Origin of the sequence: Embleya sp. NPDC005575 (genome assembly GCF_040605455.1) — a bacterium.
In the GTDB taxonomy this organism is placed as follows: Bacteria; Actinomycetota; Actinomycetes; order Streptomycetales; family Streptomycetaceae; genus Embleya.
Map to the genome: position 1 here is coordinate 1 of NZ_JBEXCV010000005.1, position 19,840 is coordinate 19,840.

Below are 19,840 nucleotides of genomic sequence, written 5' to 3' on the forward strand. Positions count from 1 at the left end.
GCTGCGGTGCCGGACGCGGCCGACAAGGGCCTGATCGACGTGCCGGCCGATCAGCTGGAGCGCATGGTTCGGCACGCTGCCGAGTTCGGCCGGGCAGGACGCGCGGCTGCTGACCGTCCTGGTCGAGTTCGACGACAGGGCCGCCGACGACTTCTCCGGCTTCAAGCGACCGACCAGTGTCGCCGACCCGACCTGCGTGACCGAGCCGCCGGGCACGGTCAAGAACGGCCCCCGGCACAACCTGCTGCCCGATCCGGCGATCGGCGGGCAGGACAACAACACGCTGTGGGTCAAGGACTTCGACCCGACCCACTACGAGCGCATGCTCTACTCCGAGGAGGGCATCACCGAGCGGGTCCGGCCCGACCTGACCGGCCCGGACGGCCGGCCCGGCGTCGACCTCGCGGGCCTGACCATGCGCAACATGTACCGGGAGATGTCGCACGGCGCGTACTCGATCGGCGGCGAGGCGGCCGGTTGGGTGAGCGTCCCGCACTCCGAGGCGTGGTACGCCGCGGGCCACTGCGGCGCCATCCGCCAGGACAACAGCGGCAGCCCGGACAACCCGCGCGGCGTACGACAGTTCGTCACCGACGCGGTGGACGCGCTGGCCGCCGCCCGGCCGGACTTCCCGTGGTCCGACTACGACCGGGAGGACCCGGGCGACGCCGACAACGACGGCGACACCCGGGAGCCGGACGGCGTGATCGACCACCTCGTGCTGGTGCACGCGGGCAAGGACAAGTCGGCCGGCGGCGGCGCCGAGGGCACCTACGCGATCTGGGCGCACGCGAGCACCGTGCTGCGCGGGCATCCCGTCCCGGGCACCGACCTCAAGGTGGCGAACTACATCGTGCAGCCCGAGGACTCCGGAGTGGGCGTGTTCGCCCACGAGTTCGGCCACGACCTGGGCCTGCCCGACCTGTACGACAACTTCAGCGGCGGCGACACCGACGTCGACTTCTGGGACCTGATGTCCTCCGGCTCGCACGCCGGGCCGCTGTTCCAGACCATGCCCACCCACATGGGCGCGTGGTCGAAGTACGTCCTGGGCTGGATCGATCCGCCCGTGGTCCCGGTCGGCGGCGGCGCGCGCACCGTACTGCTCGGCGCCGCCGCCGACCCGCAGGCCGGCACCGGGGACGCGGTGCGGGTGAACCTGCCGAACGAGCGGGTCCGGATCGGCACCGCGCACAGCGGCACGAACATGTGGTACTCGGAGCGGGACCAGGAATGGTCGGACGGCCGGATCGTCCGCGACCTCGCGGTGCCCGCCGGTGGACCCGCGACCTTCTCCATGTGGAACGACTACACCATCGAACAGGACTGGGACTTCGGCTTCGTCGAGGTATCCGCCGACGACGGTGCGACCTGGAGCCAGCTCGCCGTGCACGACGACGCGGGCACCCTGGTCAGCACCCCGCCGGACTATCCCGACCCCAACCGCAACCTCGGCGAACTGCGCAAGGTCAACGGCCTGACCGGCGGCACCGGCGGGTGGCGGCACGACAACGTGGATCTGACCCCGTACGCGGGCCGCGCCATCAAGCTGCGGCTGGACCTGAACACCGACGCCGCGTTCATGGAGAAGGGCTGGTTCGCCGACGACTTCGCGCTCACCGGCGGCGCCGACGGCGGCACGGTGTGGTCGGACGATGTGGAGAGCGGCGACAACGGCTGGACCCCGGTCAAGGGCACCAGCACCGTGACGCGCGGGGCCGGCTGGGGCCGGACCTCCGGCGAGGTCGAGCGCGAGCAGTACTACCTGATGGAGTGGCGCGCACCGGTCGGCTTCGACCGGGGCCTGAACTTCGCGTACACCGCCGAGCACAGCGACGACCACGGCGTGCGGGTGCGCCGGTTGGGCTACGACGTACCCGGCATGCTGGTGTGGCTGCGCGATGCCGAGTATCAGAACAACGGCGTGAACTTCAATCTGAGCGCGCCGCCCAGCTACGGCGCCAAGGGTCGGACGCTGCTCGTGGACGCGCATCCGGATCCGCGCCGGTGGACCGGCGAGGCGGGCGAGCACCATCGGGTCAAGAGCAACCCCCGGAAGAATCTGGAGAGCCGGGCGCAGTCCGCGGACGCCGCGTTCGGCTTCCTGCCCACGCCGGCGTTCGGCGCGTGCCACAGCAACGGCGCGTGGTGTCAGGACTTCGCAGCCCGCGAGCCGGTCCGCGCGTTCGGCGACGACCGCGGCTGGGCCCCGGGGGTCGAGTACGTCGACGGCGCGCCGGTGGACCGCTTCACCGACGGGTCCACCGTGGTGCCCGCGCGCGGTCCGTACAGCACCCGGGTGGTCACGCCGGACGGCGCGCCCGATCCGGCGCACTACGGAGTCCCGTACCAGGGCTCCGTGCTCGGCACCGGCGATCCCGGCCCGGACCTCGCCTACGGCGCCTCGGCCACGCTGGTCGGGCCGCTGTCGCGGGAGCACCCGGAGCGCGGGGCCGCCGTGCGGATCACCTCGGCCCGGCCGTGAGCCGCGCTCGGGTCCTGGTCGGGGGACCTAAGCTGGCGGCATGAGCGAGCAGACCGCATCCGTGCCGGACGAGGCACCGGCCTACGAGCAGGCCCGTGACGAGCTGATCGAGGTCGTGCGCCGCCTGGAGACCGGCGGTATCACCCTGGAGGAGTCGTTGGCCCTGTGGGAGCGCGGCGAGCAGCTCGCCGTGGTGTGCGAGCAGTGGCTCGACGGCGCCCGGGCCAGGCTGGACGCGGCGGTCCGCGCCGAGCGCGCTGGAGCCGGGTCGGACGAGTCCGACGAGGACGACTGATCCGACGGCGACGGCCGGCGAACGACAGAAGGGGCGCTCCCGAAATTCGGGAGCGCCCCTTCCGGTTCACCCGACCACCGGCCACACCATCAGCGGGTGATCAGGGGTGGAGCAGCTACTTCTGGGCCGGCAGGATCCAGACCACCGCACCGGAGTTGCCCGGCAGCGGGAGCACCGGCAGCACGGTCACGCCGTAGCCCTTGTCGAAGCCCGGGTTGCCCGTGCCCAGTTCGGAACCGTGGAAGAGCTTGCCGAAGCTGTCCCGGTCCAGCGAACCGTCCGCCTTGGTGACCTTGGTCGTGTACGGCCCCTTCGCCGGGACCACGGTCGAGCCGTAGCGGTCCTTCGGCACGACCCGGCCCTTGTAGAGCTCGGTGCCCGGTGCCCAGCCGAGCGTGTCGGTGAACAGCGTCACCGGCGCCTGCGCCTGGAACGAGGTGCAGTAGGCGGTGCCGGGGATGCAGTCCGTGAACGGCGACGTCTTGACGAAGCCGAACGCCGCGTTCGCGGCCTGCGGCCGGGTCGGGAGGTTGGCGAACACGTTCCGCTTCTCGATGTTCGCAGTGTTCGGGTCGGGCTGCGGGAACTGCGCCTTGGCATCGCCGGTGTAGCGCAGCGGGTCCGGGTGCGAGTCGACGATCAACAGCTCGCCCTTGGGGCCCCACGAGGGCCCGTTGTCGATGTTGAAGTTGACGCCGTTGTTTTGGTACTGGTTGTCGCGCAACCACACCAGCATGCCCGGTGCGTTGTACGGGACCCGGTTGGTCTTGCCGTTCACGCCGGACGTGTAGGCGTACTTCAGGCCCTCGTCGAAGCCGGAAAGGTTGCGCCACTCCAGCAGGTAGTACTGCTCCCGCTCGAAGGTGCCGCTGGTCCGACCCCAGCCGTTGCCGCTGGTGATCGCGTTGGTGCCCTTGATCGCGGTCCAGCCGTTGTCGCCGCTCTCCACGTCGTCCGACCACACCGTGGTGGCGCCGTTGGTGAGCGAGAAGTCGTCGGCGAACCAACCCTTCTCCATGAACGCGGCGTCGGTGTTCAGGTCCAGCCGCAGCTTGATGTTCTGGCCCGCGTACGCGGTCAGGTCGACGTTGTCGTGCCGCCACCCGCCACTGTCGCCGGTCAGGCCGCTGGTCTTGCGGAACGTGGCCAGGTTCTTCGTCGGGTCCGGGTAGTCCGCCGGCGTGCTGACCAGCTTGCCGGACTCGTCCTTGACCGCGAGCTGCTTCCAGGTGGCACCGTTGTCGGTGGACACCTCGACGAAGCCGAAGTCCCAGTCCTGCTCGATGACGTAGTCGTTCCACATCCAGAACTTCACGTCCGTGCCCGCGGGCACCGCGATGTTCCGCTCGATCCGGACGTCGGCCCAAGCCTGGTCCTGGCCGGAATACCACATGTTCTGACCGCCGTGCGGCGTACCGACCTGGACCTGCTTGTTCGGCAGGTTCACCCGGATACCCCGTGAGGTGCCCTTGGGCGTCTTGGCGGCCTGGCCCAGCGTGGCGACCTTGGGCCGGTCACCGACCTTGACCAGGTCCGGGGTCAGCCAGCCGAGCGCGTACTTGTCCCAGATGCCCATGTGCGCGGGCTGCGACTGGAACAGCGCACCGGTGTGCGAACCGGCCGACATCAGGTCCCAGAAGTTCAGGTCCGTCTCGCCGGCGCTGAAGTTGTCGTACAGGTCGGGCAGGCCCAGGTCGTGGCCGAACTCGTGGGCGAACACGCCCACTCCGGAGTCCTCGGGCTGCACGATGTAGTTCGCGATCTTGATGTTGCTGCCGGGCACCTGGTGGCCGAAGAGCACGGTGCTCGCGTGCGCCCAGATCGAGTAGGTGCCCTCGGCGCCGCCGCCGGCCGACTTGTCCTTGCCCGCGTGCACCAGGACCAGGTGGTCCACCACGCCGTCGGACTCCTGGGTGTTGCCGTCGTGGTCGGCGTCGCCCGGGTCTTCCTTGTCGTAGTCGGCCCACGGGAAGTTCGGCTGCTGCTTGGCCAGTTCGTCGACCGCGTCGATCGCCAGCCGCTGCGCGCCGAGCGGGTTGTCCGGGCTGCCGCTGTTGTCCTGCCGCGCGTTGCCGCAGGCGCCCGCGCCATACCAGGCCTCGGAGTGCGGCGCCTTGACCCACGGCGTCGCCTCGCCGGAAACCGAGTACTTTCCGGCCGACATCTCCTCGTACATGTTGCGCATGGTCTGGCCCGCGAGGCTGATGCCCGGCTTGCCGTCCGGCCCCGTGAGGTCGGTGCGCATGCGCTCGGTGATGCCCTCCTTGGAGTAGAGCATCTTGTTGAAGTGGGTCTGGTCGAAGTTCGGCGCCCACTGCGAGTTGTTGTCGTTCGGGTTCAGCGCCGGGTTCGGAATCTGATTGTGCAGCGGCCCGTTCTTGATGGTGCCGGGGGGCTCGGTGACACAGGTCGGGTCCGAAACGCTGGTCGGTCGCTTGAAGCCCGAGAAGTCGTCGTTGGCCTTGTCGTTGAACTCGACCAGGACGGTCAGCAACTTCGCGGTCTGCTTGGCGTCGACGGGCTTGCCGCTGCGCTCGGCCTTGATCTCGGCCGGGCTCTTGCCGGTACGCCCGGCCTCGGCCTCGAGTGCCTTGATCTGGGCGGCGGCACGGGGGTTGCCGTCGGAGTTCTTGCGGTCGGCCGCGGCGTTCTGCGCCTTCAGCGACGCGGCCTTGGCCGGATCGCCGGGCAGCGCACTGGTGTCGACAGCCGCGTCGACGGAGTTGACGTAGTGGTCCTCGGGGCCCGGATTCCACACCGCGCGTGTCGTGTCGACGCGCGTAGGCGCGGCCGAGGTCGAAGGGGCGGTCGTGGCGGCAAGTCCCGTGATCGCTAGCGCGGATACGGACAGCAATGCCACACGGCGTTTGACCCGCCGGACGCCGATCGCAGGCGTCGGGCCCCTCCCGGGTATCGCTGGACTCAACGTGCTCCCCTTTCCGACCGGGGAGCGATCCCCGGACGCAAAGCGACGTCGCGCGGGATCTGATCAAGCGCACACGACGTCGGGCCGACTCGGAAAGCCCGGCGGACATACGACGGCAACCGTCGGGTCACGACGATGCCGACACACGTTCGGCCGGGCTTCCGGACCCTAGGGGCGGGAGTAACGCGCGGGGCAGAGGAAGACGTGTGGTCTTTACGGAATCTTTACAGGTCTCTGTACATCCTGTGCAGTCGAATGCCCGAGTAGCCCCGATACGTCCGGCGGATCCGCCGGCTTTCGGCTCAGCCGGCGGCAGTTCGCAGGGATGCGGCGAGAACGGTCAAATCCTCGAAAGTCGCATTGCCGGTGACCATCGTGGTCACGCCGTCGCGCACCCGGACCAGCGAGCGATATTTGGAACCGTCGTAGGCCTTCCACTGCTCACCGGCCACGTCCCGGTTGCCGATCGGTTGCCCGCGCTTGCCCTTGTCCCGGACGAGTTCGTCGGTGAAGCCGTTGGTCTGCTCGACCGCGGCGTACTTGTCGTTGGGGTTGATGAAGCCGATGTGCCACGTGGTCTGGTTGCGGTCGAACCCCTCGAAGTTCACCGACGTCGCCCGCCACCGCTCGCTCAGCCCCTGTGGGGCGAGCAGCGGGTACGGCGAGACCCGGGCCGCCTGCCGGAAGGAAAGTTCGTAGGACACCCGCTTCACCGGATCCGCGCCGCTGTGCGGCGCCACCAGGAATAGCGCGCCGACCACCAGGCCGCACGCTCCCAAGGAAAGAACCATGTCCCGAACGGTCTCTCGACCCGACTTCCTCGCCACCCGACCATGGTCGCATTGCGCGCCGTCTCGTTTTGCACGGGCTACCTGCACCGATACCACCGCTCACCGATAACATCGGGGCAATCCCGTTGGAACCAGTCCGGACTCGGGGCCGCGCAATCGCCGTGCCACCCGCAGCGATGACGTACGGCCCCGGGGGATCAGGGCACCCCTCGTGGTTACGGACCGGTTCCCCTACAGGAAGGCCCGCCAGATGACGGACCAATCTGTACCTCCGCAGCTCGAAGTCGCACCGGAAGCCCCGGACCGCAACCTCGCACTCGAACTCGTCCGGGTCACCGAGGCCGCCGCGATGGCGGCCGGCCGCTGGGTCGGTCGAGGTGACAAGAACGGCGCGGACGGCGCCGCCGTGAAGGCGATGCGCAGCCTGATCCACACCGTGTCGATGAACGGTGTCGTGGTGATCGGCGAGGGCGAGAAGGACGACGCCCCGATGCTGTTCAACGGCGAACGGGTCGGCGACGGCTCCGGACCCGAGTGCGACGTCGCGGTCGACCCGGTGGACGGCACCACGCTGACCGCCAAGGGGATGAACAACGCGGTCGCGGTGATGGCCGTGTCCGAGCGGGGCAGCATGTACGACCCCTCGGCCGTGTTCTACATGGAGAAGCTGGTCACCGGCCCGGAAGCGGCCGACGTGGTGGACCTGACCGCGCCGATCGCGGAGAACATCCGCCGGGTGGCCAAGGCCAAGCACAGCGCCGTGGAGGACGTCACGGTCTGCATCCTGGACCGGCCCCGACACGACTCGATGGTCAAGGAGATCCGCGAGGCCGGCGCCCGGATCAAGTTCATCACCGACGGCGACGTGGCCGGCGCGATCATGGCGGCCAAGGACGGCACCGGCGTCGACCTGCTGCTCGGCATCGGCGGCACGCCGGAGGGCATCATCGCCGCCGCCGCGATCAAGTGCATGGGCGGCGTGATCCAGGGCCGGCTGTGGCCCAAGGACGAGGCCGAGCGGGCGAAGGCGATCGACGCCGGGCACGACCTGTCGCGCGTGCTGCTGACCGACGACCTGGTCCGCGGCGACAACGTCTTCTTCGTCGCGACCGGCATCACCGACGGCGAACTCCTGCGCGGGGTGCGGTACCGCTCCAGCACGGCGCTCACGTCGTCGCTGGTGATGCGCTCCAAGAGCGGCACGATCCGGCAGATCGACAGCCAGCACCGGCTCGCGAAGCTGCGGGCGTACAGCGCGATCGACTTCGACCACGCGCGTTAGGGCCGTGCGGCCGGGGATATGAGACCCGGCCTTCGGCCGAGTGGCCTCGAACGCCGGCCGGGCTGATTTCGGCTCGGTCGGCGTTCGAAGTACAGGCTCGGGTGCATGCGGCCCACGCCTCCTGTCCCACTAATAGGTGCGGATTTTGTACCTATTAGTGGGGATTCTCCTTGAGCATCGATCAAGGAGGCCCCGGATGAGCGCGCCGCGCCGCAGGCATGCCAGGACCGCCGAAGGCAACGGCAGCAACCGGGCGAAGACCGCGGCGACGCCCCGGCTCGGGCTGATCCTGACCGGGTTGATGCTCGGGATGTTGGTGGCCGCGCTCGATCAGACCATCGTCTCCACCGCGCTGCCGACCATCGTCGGCGACCTCGGCGGGCTCAATCACCTGTCGTGGGTGGTCACCGCGTACCTGCTCGCCTCGACCGTGAGCACGCCGCTGTGGGGCAAACTCGGCGACCTGTTCGGGCGCAAGAAGCTCTACCAGGCGTCGATCGTGATCTTCCTGATCGGCTCGGTGCTGTGCGGCATCGCCCAGGGCATGTTCGAGCTGATCGCGTTCCGGGCGATCCAGGGACTCGGCGGCGGCGGCCTGATGGTGTTGTCCCAGGCGATCATCGGCGACGTGGTGCCGCCGCGTGAGCGCGGGCGCTACCAGGGCCTGTTCGGCGCGGTGTTCGGGGTCACCTCGGTGGCCGGGCCGCTGCTCGGCGGGTTCTTCGTGGACCACCTCAGTTGGCGCTGGGTGTTCTACATCAACGTGCCGATCGGCGTGATCGCGCTGGTGGTGATCGCCGCCGCGCTGCACACCAAGGAGATGCACACCAGGCCGAGCATCGACTATCTCGGCATCACGCTGCTGGCCGGCGGCACCACCTGCCTGGTCCTGCTCAGCACCTTCGGCGGTACCACCTATCCGTGGGCCTCGGCACAGATCGTCGGACTGGGCGTGGCCGCGGTGTTGTTGCTCGCCGGGTTCGTCGCCGTCGAGCGGCGCGCGCGGGAGCCGGTGCTGCCGCTGAAGCTGTTCCGCAACCGGATCTTCTCGGTGACCGCGGGCATCGGTTTCATCGTCGGCTTCGCGATGATGGGCGGACTGAGCTTCCTGCCGCTGTTCATGCAGGTCGTCAACGGCGCCACGCCCACCGAATCGGGCCTGCGGCTGCTGCCGATGATGGGCGGCCTGCTGATCACCTCGATCCTCAGCGGGCAACTGATCAGCCGGACCGGCAGATACAAGATCTACCCGATCGTGGGCACCGCCGTGATGGCGGTGGGCATGTTCCTGATGTCACGGATGGACGAGTTCACCACCACGGCCGCGTCATCGCTGTACATGCTGGTCTTCGGCATCGGTCTGGGCCTGGTCATTCAGGTGATCGTGCTCGCCGTGCAGAACTCGGTGCCCTACGCGGACCTGGGTGTGGCCACCGCCGGTGCGACCTTCTTCCGGTCCATCGGCGGCTCGTTCGGCGCGGCGATCTTCGGCACGATCTTCAACAACCGGCTCACGGTGCACCTGCGGGAGGCCGCAGCACGCGGCGAGGGCATGCCGCCGGGAACCAGCCCCGGATCGTCGGCCGCGATCAACCCGGCCGACCTGAACAGGCTGCCGCCCGCGTCCAAGACCGGCTTCGTCCACGCCTACGCCCAGTCGTTGCAGACGGTGTTCCTGGTCGCCTCCTGCGTCGTGCTGGTCGCGTTCCTGCTGTCCTTCCTGCTCCAGGAGGTCCCGCTGCGCGAGGCCACCCGCGAGACCGAGCGCACGCCGCTGATGTCGCCGACCTCGCGCAGTTCGGTGGACGAGATCGAGCGCGCGATGGCGCAGATGGTGCGCCGGGAGAACGGCTGGTCCCGTTACGAACGCATGCTCCAACGCTCGGGCGTGAACCTGTCCGTGCCCTGCGCCTACGGCCTCGTACAACTCGACCAGTTGGGCCCCATCTCCATCCCCGACCTCGCGGGCCGACTCCACGAGTCCCAGGACCGGGTCCGCCGGTACGCCGACGAACTGACCTTCGCCGGCTTCATCGAGCGGCTCGGCGAGGGCACCATGACGCTCACCGCCAAGGGCCACGAGACGCTGGAGGCGCTGGTCGAGGCCCGTCGACAGATCCTCACCGAGGTGATGGCGGACTGGTCACCGGAGCAATCCGAGGAACTGACCGCGCTGTTGCACAAGCTGGCCCGGCTGACCACGGACACCCCGCGCGACCACATCGTCGGCGAGGCGGACCGGCACGCGAGTTGACGCCGGGTCAGTGATGGGCACGGCGGCGACGCACCGCGCCGCGCTCGTTCGCGGTCAGGCCGCCGCGGACGCCGACCGGAGCACTTTCGGCCAGCGCGCTCGCACGGCACTCGAGCAGGACGGAGCAGCGCGCGCAGACGCGCTTGGCGTCCTCCTCGCGGGCGAGACGGGCGACGACGGGTTCGCCGGGGTAACCGAGAAACAACTGCCGATCCGCGGACGCACACGCGCCGGCCACCGGGGGCGTCCAGGTCGCGGTGCGGGTTCCGCGGACTATGTCGATCGGTTCCGTCACGCTGCTCTCCTCGGGTCGGGTGTGTCGGAGGCCTACCCGAGTCGATCCCACCCATGCGCGCCGGCACGACAAGGCGACGACAAGTAACCGTAAGGAAACGTCAAGGACATCCGGCGCGCGCCCCGGGACCGGCCGCCCGGCTCTCGCGACGCCGCGCCCGCGCCGCGGACGCTCGGTAGGTTCCTACTCTGACTGGGATAATCGCCCAATGATCTTCGGCATCCTGGGACCGGTGGACGTTCGACTGCCCGACGGGAGCCCGGTCGCCGTCGGCGGGCCCGGAGCGCGGGCGCTGCTCGCGCTGTTGCTGCTGGACGCGGGACACATCGTGCCCACCGAGCGACTGATCGACGGACTGTACGGCGAGGACCCGCCGGCGGGGGCCGCGAACGCGTTGCAGTCGCACGTGTCCCGGCTGCGCCGCGGGCTTCGTCCGCATGCCGGCGAGGTCGAGGCGATCGAGTTCCACACGACCGGATATCGGCTCGCGGTGGATCCGGAGGCGGTGGACGCGCATCGGTTCGAGCGGCTGCTTCGGGCCGGTCGGCAGGCGCTCGCGGCGGGCGAACACCCCTCCGCCTCCGCGCTGCTCGGCGAGGCGGTCGCATTGTGGCGGGGGCCGGCGCTGGCGGACGTGCCGTACGCGGGCGCGCGGGCCACCCGCCTGGAGGAGCTGCGGGTGACGGCGGCCGAGGACCGGGTCGAGGCCGAGATCGCGCTCGGCGGGCTGCGCGGGGCGATCCCGGAGTTGCGCGTCCTGGTCGACGCGCACCCGCTGCGCGAGCGTCCGCGCGGGCTGCTCATGCGGGCGCTGAGCGGCAGCGGCCGGCAGGCCGAGGCGCTGGAGGTGTACGAGGACCTGCGCCGGGTGCTCGCCGAGGAGCTCGGCGCCGACCCCTCCCCCGAACTGGCCGCGGTGCAGGTCGCGGTGCTGCGCGGCGAACTCGGCGGGCCGCCCGCACCGGTGCTGCCGCCGCCGCGCGCGCCGCTGGCCGAACCACCGCTGCCGGTGCCGGAGTTCGCCGCGCCGCCCGGCCGGCTCACCGGCTTCGTCGGCCGCGAACACGAACTGGCCCGGCTGACCGGGTCGGCCGGCGCGCGGTTGATCACGCTGACCGGGCCCGGCGGCACCGGAAAGACCCGACTCGCCGTGGAGACCGCCGCGCGCACCGTCGAGCAGGTGTGCTTCGTCGACCTCACCCGGGCCGCCGACGACGCGGCGCTGTCGCACGTGGTGGCGGCGGCGCTGGGCATCCGCGAGGCGGGCGGTGTAAACGCGCGGACCGAGAGCGATCCCGGCGCGCGGATCGTCGCGGTGCTCGCCGAACGTCGGCTGCTGCTGATCCTGGACAACTGCGAGCACGTGGTGGACGGCGCGGCCACGCTCGCGCACCGGGTGCTGGACGGCTGCCCGGGGGTCCGGATCCTGGCCACGAGCCGCGAACCGCTGGGTATCACCGGTGAGGTGTTGTGCCCGGTGCCGCAACTGGCACTGCCCGCCGCCGGTGCCGACCTTGACACACTGCGCGCGGCGCCCGCGGTCGAGCTGTTCGCCGCACGTGCCTCCGCGGTGCGGCCCGGCTTCGCGATCACCACCGACAACGCGCCGGACGTGGCGCGGATCTGCGCCGCGCTCGACGGACTGCCGCTCGCCATCGAACTCGCCGCCGCGCGGCTGCGCACGCTGCCGTTGGCCGAGGTCGCCGCGCGGCTGGACGACCGGTTCCGACTGCTCTCGCGCGGGAGCCGGACCGCGACTCCTCGGCATCGCACGCTGCACGCGGTCGTCGAGTGGAGCTGGGACCTGCTCGATCCCGACGAACGCGCGCTCGCCCGCCGGCTCACCGTGTTCGCCGGCGGCGCGACGTTGGCCGCGATCGCCGCGGTGTGCGGTGTCCCCACGGACGAGGCCGACGACCTGCTCGCCGGGCTGGCCGAGAAGTCGCTGGTCACCGTGGCGGACGGGGACGGCGGCCGGTTCCGGATGCTGGAGACGATCCGCGCCTTCGGCGTGGCCCGGCTCGCCGAGGCCGGCGAGGAGGAGCGGGTACGGCGCGCGCACGCCGAATATTTCCTGGCCCTGGCCGACGAGGCGGACGCGGGCCTGCGCGGCCCGGACCAGCTCGCCCTGCTGCGCCGGCTCACCGCCGAACAGGGCAACGCCGACGCCGCGTTGCGCTGGGCCATCGGCGCGGACCACGAACTCGCGCTGCGCCTGCACGCCGCCCTCACCTGGTCGTGGTGGCTCGGCGGCACCCGCGGCGCCAACTCGTCCCGCTCGGCCGAACTCTTCACGGCGGTGACAAACAGAATCAGGCCGGGCGCGGACTTCCCGGCGAACTCCGACCTCGCCGAGGAGTACGTGTTGTGTGTGGTGAACGCGGCGGCGGCTCCCGGGGCTGGTGGGGGCCTCCTGCTCGATGCGGCGCTGGATCGGGCCGCGGTCATCATGAGCGGTATCCGCCGTCCGCTGCGGCATCCCGCGCTGATGGTGCAGTGGGCCCTGGTCGGCGGGCCCGACCGGTCCGACTCGCAGGCGCACGCGGCACAGGCCGCCGACGATCCGTGGGCGCGCGCGGTCGGGTTGCTGGGCACCGGCTATCTCGCGCTGTTCATCGGCGACGCCGAGGCGGCGGCCGGCCCGCTCTCGGCGGCGGCCGACGGATTCCGGGCGGTGGGCGACCGGTGGGGGCTTGCCAACGTCCTCGAACCGCTCGCGAAACTCGCCGACTGGCGTGGTGACTCCGCCGGCTCGGCCGAGCTGATCGACGAGGCGATCGCACTGGCCTCGGAGCTCGGCTCGATCGAGGACCTGATCGACTTCCTGAACTGCCGTGCCGACCTGGATCTACGGGCCGGTCGGACCGCGCCCGCCCGACTCGGATTCGCCCGGGCCGAGGAGCTCGCGCGCCGCACCGGTGCGCCGTTGAAGGTCCGCATGGCACTGCGCGGTCTGGGCGACGTGGCCCGGCTGACGGGCGACCCGACGGCGGCGACCGTGCTGTACCGCCAGGCCCTCCATGGTGACCCGGAGGCCGCGATGTGGTACCTGGAGACGCGCTCGCTCGCCTGGGTCGGCCTGGCCCGGATCGCCGCCGCCGAGGGCGACCGGGCGACCGCGCACGAGCACTATCGCGCGGCCTTGGACGCCGCGCTCAGCCCGCCGGCCAGCGCGGTGGGCGCCGCGGCGGCCGTACTGGGCCTGGCCGAGTCGGCGGCACACGCGGGGGACGAACGGCGGGCCGCGCTCCTGCTCGGCGCCGCCGCCGTACTGCGCGGCGGCAACCGGGTCGACACGGACGTCTTCGCGACCGAGGCGGCAATCCGCGCCGCGGTGACCGGGCCCGAGTTCACCGCGTACTACACCCGGGGCGCGGCACTGACCCGCGACGAAGCGATCCGGGCGGCCCGCGCGAGCGAGTGACACACCCGGCGTGGGCCGGCATCGGCGCGGAGCGATCCCGCTGTCGCTGTCGCCGCCGTCGCTGCCATCCGCGCCGCGACTCTCGAAAACAGTAGTCATGTATATAGTAGCCATGTACTGTATTTCTCATGAGTACAGCAACCGAGGGCGCGACACCCGGCTTCCTGGTCTGGCGCCTGTCGATGAAGTGGCGGGTGGCGGTCGATCGGGCCGTCGGACCGCTGGGCCTGACCCACGCGCAGTACTCGCTGCTGGGTTCGCTGTACGGCATGGAGCGCTCCGGACGGCGCCCCAGCCAACGCGAACTCGCCGACCACACAGGCATGGAGGCGCTCTACGTCTCCAAGCTGGCCCGGGCCCTGGAAGGCGCGGGCGTGATCGAGCGCACCCGGGACGCCACCGACAGCCGGGCGATCCGGCTGACGCTCACCGAGCACGGACGCGAGGTCACCGGTCGCGCGATCGCCATCGTCCAAGACCTGCACGAACGTTTCCTGGCCCCGCTGGGCGGCCCGGGAAGTCCGCGCACCAAGGCATTCACCGCCGAGCTGGCGGCCCTGCTCGGCACACCGCTCGACACCGACCCCGAGGAGCAGTCATGACCACCACCGCCGCCCCCGCCCTGAACCCGCAGATCCTGGGCCAAGCCGAGAACGCGCACCGGGCCGTCCTGGACGGCATCCTGGCCGGCACGGGCGCCGACTACCGCCAGTGGGTGACGCTCAAGTTCGCCGGCACGGGCAGTGACACCGTCGAGCGCGACGACCTCGCCCGCAGGACATCGGGCGCCCTGAAGATCGACGCCGTCGCCTCCCACACCACGATCACCGACCTGATCGAGTCCGGCCTGCTGGAAGCACCCTCCGACGCCCCGACCCGGATCGGCTTCACCACCACCGGCCGGGCCCGCCACGCCGAGATCGCCGGCGCGATCGGCGCGGTCATGCGCCGGGCCTACGCCGACATCCCGGCCGACGATTTGGCCACCGCCGGCCGCGTACTGACCCTGATCACCGCCCGAATCAACGCCGAACTCACCGGCCCCTGAGCCCTCGGCCCCCGACGGCCGATCCCCCGGCCGAGCTCAGGCGCGCCGGTTGATCCGGAAGGTCGGCACGGTCACGTCGGCAAAGAAGTCCTGACCCTTGTTCCTCTTACTGGCCAAACAGTTCAGGGCGTAGGCAGGAGCGCCACGCGCGCCCGCAAGGGCGGTAGAAGACTCCTCGGTTAGCCTGTAGACGTTCGTGAGGTGGCGATCCTTGGGGGACGAGTGGGACGCAACAGGATGCCCGTGGGGAACGAGGGTGGCAGCGACCTCTGTCTCTTCATCGAACCGCTCGCCGAGGACTACTGGATGAAGCCTGGAGAGGCTTTCACTGTCGGGCCGGAGTCGGACAACGTCGACGTCTGGTTCGAAACCTTCGTGTCGAAGGATCGCATTACCGTGTGGCTCTACGAGAACGGCGACCCTGCCAGGATCGTTCTCGACTACGCAGTGGTGGATGCCGACGGCACTCGGCTGGAATGCGGTCATCAGAGGCCCCTGGGCCAGCGGTTTTCGGCAGCCGGTCCCGTTATGGAGTGAGTTGAGTCGCACGCTCTCGCAAGGGCGGTGGAACAGAGTTCAGAGGTTGACGGATGTCCTGTCCGGGGCGTCCTTCTCCAGGTGGCGGTAGATGGTCGCCCTGCCGACGTTGAAGGCGTCGGCGATCTCTTGCACAGTGTGGGTCTTCGCGTCGTACATCTGACGCGCCGGCTGAATCTGTGTCTCTGTCATAACTCCGCGACCGCAGCGATCATGTGGAAGACGAGTCGCCCACCCGGCGACGTCGTGTCGATGCTCTGCTCCGTTACCTTCAGATCGATCCCTGCTTTGCCCAACTCCGCTACCAGCTCGATCAGGTGTGAGAGAGACCTGCCCAGCCGGTCAAGGCGCGTGATTACGAGGGTGTCGCCGGGGCGGAGGAATGCCCGGCACTTGTCCAGTTCCGGCCGTAAGGCCAACTTGCCCGACGCGGTGTCAAAGTTCGACCCCGGTCAAGCCTGTGCCCGCGCCCAGTAGGACAGGTAGGGTTCTCCGTGAAAGAGAGCCGTATCTCGGTAGCTGCGATACGTTTCCAGCGATTCATCAGCCAGCGGAGCAGCACCGATGAACTCTCCACCATCGGTGTAATGCATGCGATAAATGCGACTGTCGTCGAAGAGCCAGAAGTCGTGATCCGGGAGGCCATCCACGGCCTTCTCCGTCAGGTCGACAATTTGGATATTTTCACCGGCTGCGATGTTCCCGGGATACCCCCATCCCAGTTCGAACCGAAGATAGTCGGTGAGAGGCGATCGAAGAACATGAACGCGACTCATCGTTTTGCCGGCGCCCACGATTTCTCGAACCCAGGGGTTATCGTGCCATTCTTCCGGCATCCGCCCGCCGTCCAGGAACAGGCGGAACTCTGTCCGCTCCCCCTCGACATCATAGAAATCTCGGGTCTCCATCTTGAAGGCAGACGCTTCGAACGAGCGAAAGAGATCGTTGAAGTCATCACCGGTCAGCAACACGAAAGTATCCTTCAAGCAGTTCCGCTGACACCTCTACCGCTGTTTCGTTTTCAGGCAAGCCAAGCTGAGCAAGACGCTCCGAATCCAGAACCCTGAACCCTTGGACGATGTACCGCCCGTCCTCTGTCCGCCACCAGGTGGGACACGGCCCCTCTCGGCAATCACTGACAAGTTTGGTCAGCGCCATTGATCCCCCTCGTGTGGGCCGCTCTTCGTCACGTCCGATGCTGCTTTGGCGCCGGATGCCGGGTCAAGCTTCTTCACTTTCCGGAACGGGAAACCTGCTTCGGCCCCACACCCGCGTGCCCCGCCCTTGCTTCCTGACGGAAGCACGACGCCCCCGACGCATGGCCGGGGGCGAGAGGTCCAAGCGTGGTCCGAGCGACGCCTGGCGTGCAGTGGGAGCGCTACGGCTTGCGCACCGGGATGCGGTTGATCAAGGTTTGCGACGGTTCCAGCTGGCCGAAGAAGTCCTGACCCTTGTCGTCGACCACGATGAAGGCCGGGAAGTCCTCGACCTCGATCTTCCAGACCGCCTCCATGCCCAGCTCCGGGTACTCCAGCACCTCGACCTTCTTGATGCAGTCCTGTGCCAGCCGTGCCGCCGGGCCGCCGATCGAGCCGAGGTAGAAGCCGCCGTGCGTCTTGCACGCGTCGGTGACCTGCTTGCTGCGGTTGCCCTTGGCCAGCATCACGAACGAGCCGCCCGCGGCCTGGAACTGCTCGACGTAGGAGTCCATCCGGCCGGCCGTGGTCGGACCGAACGAACCCGACGCGTAGCCCTCGGGGGTCTTGGCCGGGCCCGCGTAGTAGACCGCGTGGTCGCGCAGGTACTGCGGCATCGGCTTGCCCGCGTCGAGCAGTTCCTTGATCTTCGCGTGCGCGATGTCGCGCGCGACCACGACCGGCCCGGTCAGCGACAGCCGGGTCTTGACCGGGTACTTGGACAACTCGGCGCGGATCTCGCTCATCGGCCGGTTGAGGTCGATCTGTACGACGGTGTCGTCCAGGTCCTCGTGGGTGGTGTCCGGAAGGTACTTGGCCGGGTCGGTCTCCAACTCCTCCAGGAACACGCCCTCGGCGGTGATCTTGGCCAGCGCCTGACGGTCGGCCGAGCAGGACACCGCGATCGCCACCGGGCAGGACGCGCCGTGCCGGGGCAGTCGGATCACCCGCACGTCGTGGCAGAAGTACTTGCCGCCGAACTGCGCGCCGATGCCCATCTGCTGGGTCAGCGCCAACACCTCGGCCTCGAACTCGACGTCGCGGAAGCCGTGGCCCAGCGGCGAGCCCTGGCCGGGCAGCGTGTCCAGGTAACGGGTGGAGGCGTACTTCGCGGTCTTGAGCGCGTGCTCGGCGCTCGTGCCGCCGACCACGATGGCCAGGTGGTACGGCGGACAGGCCGCGGTGCCCAGCGAGCGGATCTTCTCGTCCAGGAAGCGCAGCATGCTCTGCGGGTTCAGGACGGCCTTGGTCTCCTGGTAGAGGTACGACTTGTTGGCACTGCCGCCGCCCTTGGCCATGAACAGGAACTTGTACGCCTCGCCGGGAGTCGCGTACAGCTCGATCTGGGCGGGCAGGTTGTTGCCGGTGTTCTTCTCGTCCCACATGGTCAGCGGGGCCATCTGCGAGTAGCGCAGGTTCAGCTCGGTGTACGCGTTGGAGATGCCGCGGGACAGGTGCTCCTCGTCCCGCCCGTCGGTAAGCACGTGCTGGCCGCGCTTGCCCATCACGATCGCGGTGCCGGTGTCCTGGCACATCGGCAGCACACCGCCGGCGGCGATGTTGGCGTTCTTGAGCAGATCGAGCGCGACGAAGCGGTCGTTGGCCGAAGCCTCGGGGTCTTCCAGGATCCGCGCGACCTGGGCCAGGTGGCCGGGCCGCAGCAGGTGCGAGATGTCGCGCATCGCGGTCCGCGCGAGCAGCGTCATCGCCTCGGGATCGACATTGAGGAACCGACGCCCGCCCGCCTCGAACGTGGACACGCCGTCGGCGGTCAGCAGCCGGTACGGCGTGGTGTCCTCCCCCAGCGGCAGCAGATCCGTGTAGGCGCTGAAGGTGTTGTCAGGGGCGGGCATCGTGATCCTCACTCATGCGGTAACGGGGCCTGGTCCAGGGTAGAGCGGCCCGAACCGATCACGGCGCCGAGGTCGCCGGCCGGGTCGGGGGGTAGTGCGCGCCGGGCGAGTACGGGGCGTCGCGTTCCTCTTTCGAGGGCAGACGATAGCCGGGCCTGGGTTCGAGCTCGCAGGGCGCCACCGGGCCGATGGCCAGGGCGTACGTACCGGTCGCTCCGCCCCACTTCTCGTCGTCGTTCACCCCTTCGCTGATCACCAGGGTGGTGCCCGGCGGGATCAGGCCGGGGACCAGTTCGTGCCAGCCCTGGACGAGGTGGGCGATCTCGGCATCGTCGAGCCGGTCGCCGTTCTTCGGCTTGGCATCCTCCCAGTGGTAGATCGCGGTGAGGTCGTCGCCCGACATCTCGTACTCGCGAAAGCGCGGCCCCCGGCACTGCTTGTCCACCGGCACGTAGTCCACGACCACCGAGACGCCCAGTTCCCGGAGTCGTTGTTCGAGCGCCTTGGCGTTACGGAACTCGACCACTCGAAAGAGGATCCGCCCGTCGTCCTTCCTGATCACGCTGAACGGCTGGGCCTCGGCCGAGGAGCCGTCGGCGAGGAGCGGGACACCACCGATCGCAATGCCGGCCGCGACCAGCACCGAAGCGGCCAGGCCGAACACCGTGCGCCGGTTGCGCGCGAACCGCCGGCGCGGCTGCTCGGCCTCGGCCGGCACGTCACCGGCGGCGGCGACCTTCTGCAACTCGTCCAGCAGTCGATCCTCGAAGGTGCTCATGCCTTCGCCTCCGCTCGCAAAGCCGTCCCAGGGGTGTCCCGCGGATATGTCCGGGGTCGGGGGTGCCCGGTACCCGGGTCACCGGAGGGCACCGGTGCGATCGGCCCCCGGTCCGTGTGCAATTCCTGCCTCAGTCGCCGCCGGGCCCGATGCAACCGCACCCGGGCCGACACCTGCCGAATGCCGAGCGCCGCCGCCGCCTCGGCCACGTCCAGCCCGTCGACGCCGACCAGTTCGAGCACCGCACGATCGGCCTCCGACAACCGCTCGATCGCCAGATACATCCGCCGGGCCGCCGCCTCGGCGTCCAGCCGCTCCTCGATCCGCACGAGGTCGTCGGCGTCGAGCAGTCGCCGGCCGGCTATCCGCTGTGACGCGTCCACCTCCCGGGCGGCCCGCCGCCGCTCGCTCGCCATCACGTTGCGGGCCACCCCGTACAACCAGGCCCGCTCACCGCCGGGTCCACCGCGGTAGGCCGCCGCCGAGTCCAGCGCGGCGAGGAACACCTCTGCGGTCAGGTCGGCGGCCACGTGCGGATCGCCGACCCGGCGGGCCACGAAACGATTCACCGCGTCGATGTTTCTCCGATAGAACGCCTCCAGCAGGGCCGGGTCGCGCGCGATCCCGGTCACCTCCCGGGTAGTGGGCCCGTCCAAGTCGCACTCCTCGGTCCGAT

Annotated in this window: 18 protein-coding genes; 8 read left to right on the forward strand and 10 right to left on the reverse strand. The window is 69.7% G+C overall.

Going from position 1 to position 19,840, the window contains the following annotated elements:
* Window positions 1-222: hypothetical protein (locus ABZS54_RS02460; protein WP_355530009.1), on the reverse strand; the 222-nt coding region annotated here is incomplete at its 3' end.
* Between ABZS54_RS02460 and ABZS54_RS02465 the strand changes: the two genes are divergently transcribed.
* Both ABZS54_RS02465 and ABZS54_RS02470 read left to right on the forward strand, forming a co-directional pair.
* A complete protein-coding gene (locus tag ABZS54_RS02465; protein WP_355530323.1) occupies window positions 119-2,485 on the forward strand; it encodes an immune inhibitor A domain-containing protein in 2,367 nt (788 codons plus the stop codon). The two genes, ABZS54_RS02460 and ABZS54_RS02465, sit on opposite strands and share 104 nt — an antisense overlap.
* A 40-nt stretch (window positions 2,486-2,525) precedes the next feature.
* Window positions 2,526-2,780, forward strand: coding sequence for an exodeoxyribonuclease VII small subunit (locus ABZS54_RS02470; RefSeq protein WP_355530012.1), 255 nt, complete (start codon window positions 2,526-2,528; stop codon window positions 2,778-2,780).
* A 115-nt stretch (window positions 2,781-2,895) separates the two neighbouring features.
* On the opposite strand, the gene ABZS54_RS02475 is transcribed toward ABZS54_RS02470, so the two are convergent.
* Entirely contained in the window at window positions 2,896-5,538 is a 2,643-nt protein-coding gene (locus tag ABZS54_RS02475) for an immune inhibitor A domain-containing protein (protein WP_355530015.1), read from the reverse strand.
* Window positions 5,539-6,008: 470 nt separating this feature from the next.
* Window positions 6,009-6,533: a DUF4245 domain-containing protein gene (locus ABZS54_RS02480; RefSeq protein ID WP_355530018.1), complete on the reverse strand. Its 525-nt coding sequence runs from the start codon at window positions 6,531-6,533 to the stop codon at window positions 6,009-6,011.
* Window positions 6,534-6,747: 214 nt separating this feature from the next.
* On the opposite strand from ABZS54_RS02480, the gene glpX reads away from it, so the two are divergent.
* Both glpX and ABZS54_RS02490 read left to right on the forward strand, forming a co-directional pair.
* Window positions 6,748-7,779, forward strand: a complete 1,032-nt coding sequence (gene glpX, locus ABZS54_RS02485) for a class II fructose-bisphosphatase (protein WP_020556582.1) — start codon at window positions 6,748-6,750, stop codon at window positions 7,777-7,779.
* Between the two features lie 196 nt (window positions 7,780-7,975).
* Window positions 7,976-10,033 (forward strand): MDR family MFS transporter, encoded by a 2,058-nt coding sequence (locus tag ABZS54_RS02490; protein WP_355530021.1) that lies wholly within the window; start codon window positions 7,976-7,978, stop codon window positions 10,031-10,033.
* 7 nt (window positions 10,034-10,040) lie between these two features.
* Here the strand turns inward: ABZS54_RS02490 and ABZS54_RS02495 are convergent, their stop codons facing one another.
* Window positions 10,041-10,271 carry a WhiB family transcriptional regulator gene (locus ABZS54_RS02495; protein WP_355530326.1) on the reverse strand — a complete coding sequence of 77 codons (231 nt, stop codon included), beginning with the start codon at window positions 10,269-10,271 and terminating at the stop codon, window positions 10,041-10,043.
* A gap of 265 nt (window positions 10,272-10,536) precedes the next feature.
* Between ABZS54_RS02495 and ABZS54_RS02500 the strand changes: the two genes are divergently transcribed.
* The 4 genes from ABZS54_RS02500 to ABZS54_RS02515 all read left to right on the forward strand — a co-directional run bounded on the left by ABZS54_RS02500 (window position 10,537) and on the right by ABZS54_RS02515 (window position 15,337).
* Window positions 10,537-13,752, forward strand: a complete 3,216-nt coding sequence (locus tag ABZS54_RS02500) for a BTAD domain-containing putative transcriptional regulator (RefSeq protein WP_355530024.1) — start codon at window positions 10,537-10,539, stop codon at window positions 13,750-13,752.
* Window positions 13,753-13,880: 128 nt separating this feature from the next.
* Window positions 13,881-14,354, forward strand: coding sequence for a MarR family transcriptional regulator (locus ABZS54_RS02505; protein WP_355530027.1), 474 nt, complete (start codon window positions 13,881-13,883; stop codon window positions 14,352-14,354).
* A complete protein-coding gene (locus ABZS54_RS02510; RefSeq protein ID WP_355530029.1) occupies window positions 14,351-14,800 on the forward strand; it encodes a MarR family transcriptional regulator in 450 nt (149 codons plus the stop codon). Before ABZS54_RS02505 ends, ABZS54_RS02510 begins: the two co-directional genes overlap by 4 nt.
* Before the next feature lie 237 nt (window positions 14,801-15,037).
* A complete protein-coding gene (locus ABZS54_RS02515; RefSeq protein ID WP_355530329.1) occupies window positions 15,038-15,337 on the forward strand; it encodes a hypothetical protein in 300 nt (99 codons plus the stop codon).
* Window positions 15,338-15,376: 39 nt separating this feature from the next.
* Here ABZS54_RS02515 and ABZS54_RS02520 read toward each other — a convergent pair whose 3' ends face one another.
* From ABZS54_RS02520 to ABZS54_RS02545, 6 genes are all read right to left on the reverse strand, one after another.
* Entirely contained in the window at window positions 15,377-15,529 is a 153-nt protein-coding gene (locus tag ABZS54_RS02520) for a helix-turn-helix domain-containing protein (RefSeq protein ID WP_355530032.1), read from the reverse strand.
* Window positions 15,526-15,756 carry a recombinase family protein gene (locus tag ABZS54_RS02525; protein WP_355530035.1) on the reverse strand — a complete coding sequence of 77 codons (231 nt, stop codon included), beginning with the start codon at window positions 15,754-15,756 and terminating at the stop codon, window positions 15,526-15,528. The genes ABZS54_RS02520 and ABZS54_RS02525 overlap by 4 nt, the downstream gene beginning before the upstream one ends.
* A gap of 33 nt (window positions 15,757-15,789) precedes the next feature.
* Window positions 15,790-16,308: a DUF6879 family protein gene (locus ABZS54_RS02530; RefSeq protein ID WP_355530037.1), complete on the reverse strand. Its 519-nt coding sequence runs from the start codon at window positions 16,306-16,308 to the stop codon at window positions 15,790-15,792.
* A 407-nt stretch (window positions 16,309-16,715) separates the two neighbouring features.
* On the reverse strand, window positions 16,716-18,386 hold the full coding sequence (locus ABZS54_RS02535) for a fumarate hydratase (protein WP_355530040.1): 1,671 nt from the start codon (window positions 18,384-18,386) through the stop codon (window positions 16,716-16,718).
* 58 nt (window positions 18,387-18,444) lie between these two features.
* A complete protein-coding gene (locus tag ABZS54_RS02540; protein WP_355530043.1) occupies window positions 18,445-19,164 on the reverse strand; it encodes a hypothetical protein in 720 nt (239 codons plus the stop codon).
* Window positions 19,161-19,820, reverse strand: coding sequence for an RNA polymerase sigma factor (locus ABZS54_RS02545; protein ID WP_355530045.1), 660 nt, complete (start codon window positions 19,818-19,820; stop codon window positions 19,161-19,163). Before ABZS54_RS02545 ends, ABZS54_RS02540 begins: the two co-directional genes overlap by 4 nt.
* Between the last annotated feature and the right edge of the window lie 20 nt (window positions 19,821-19,840).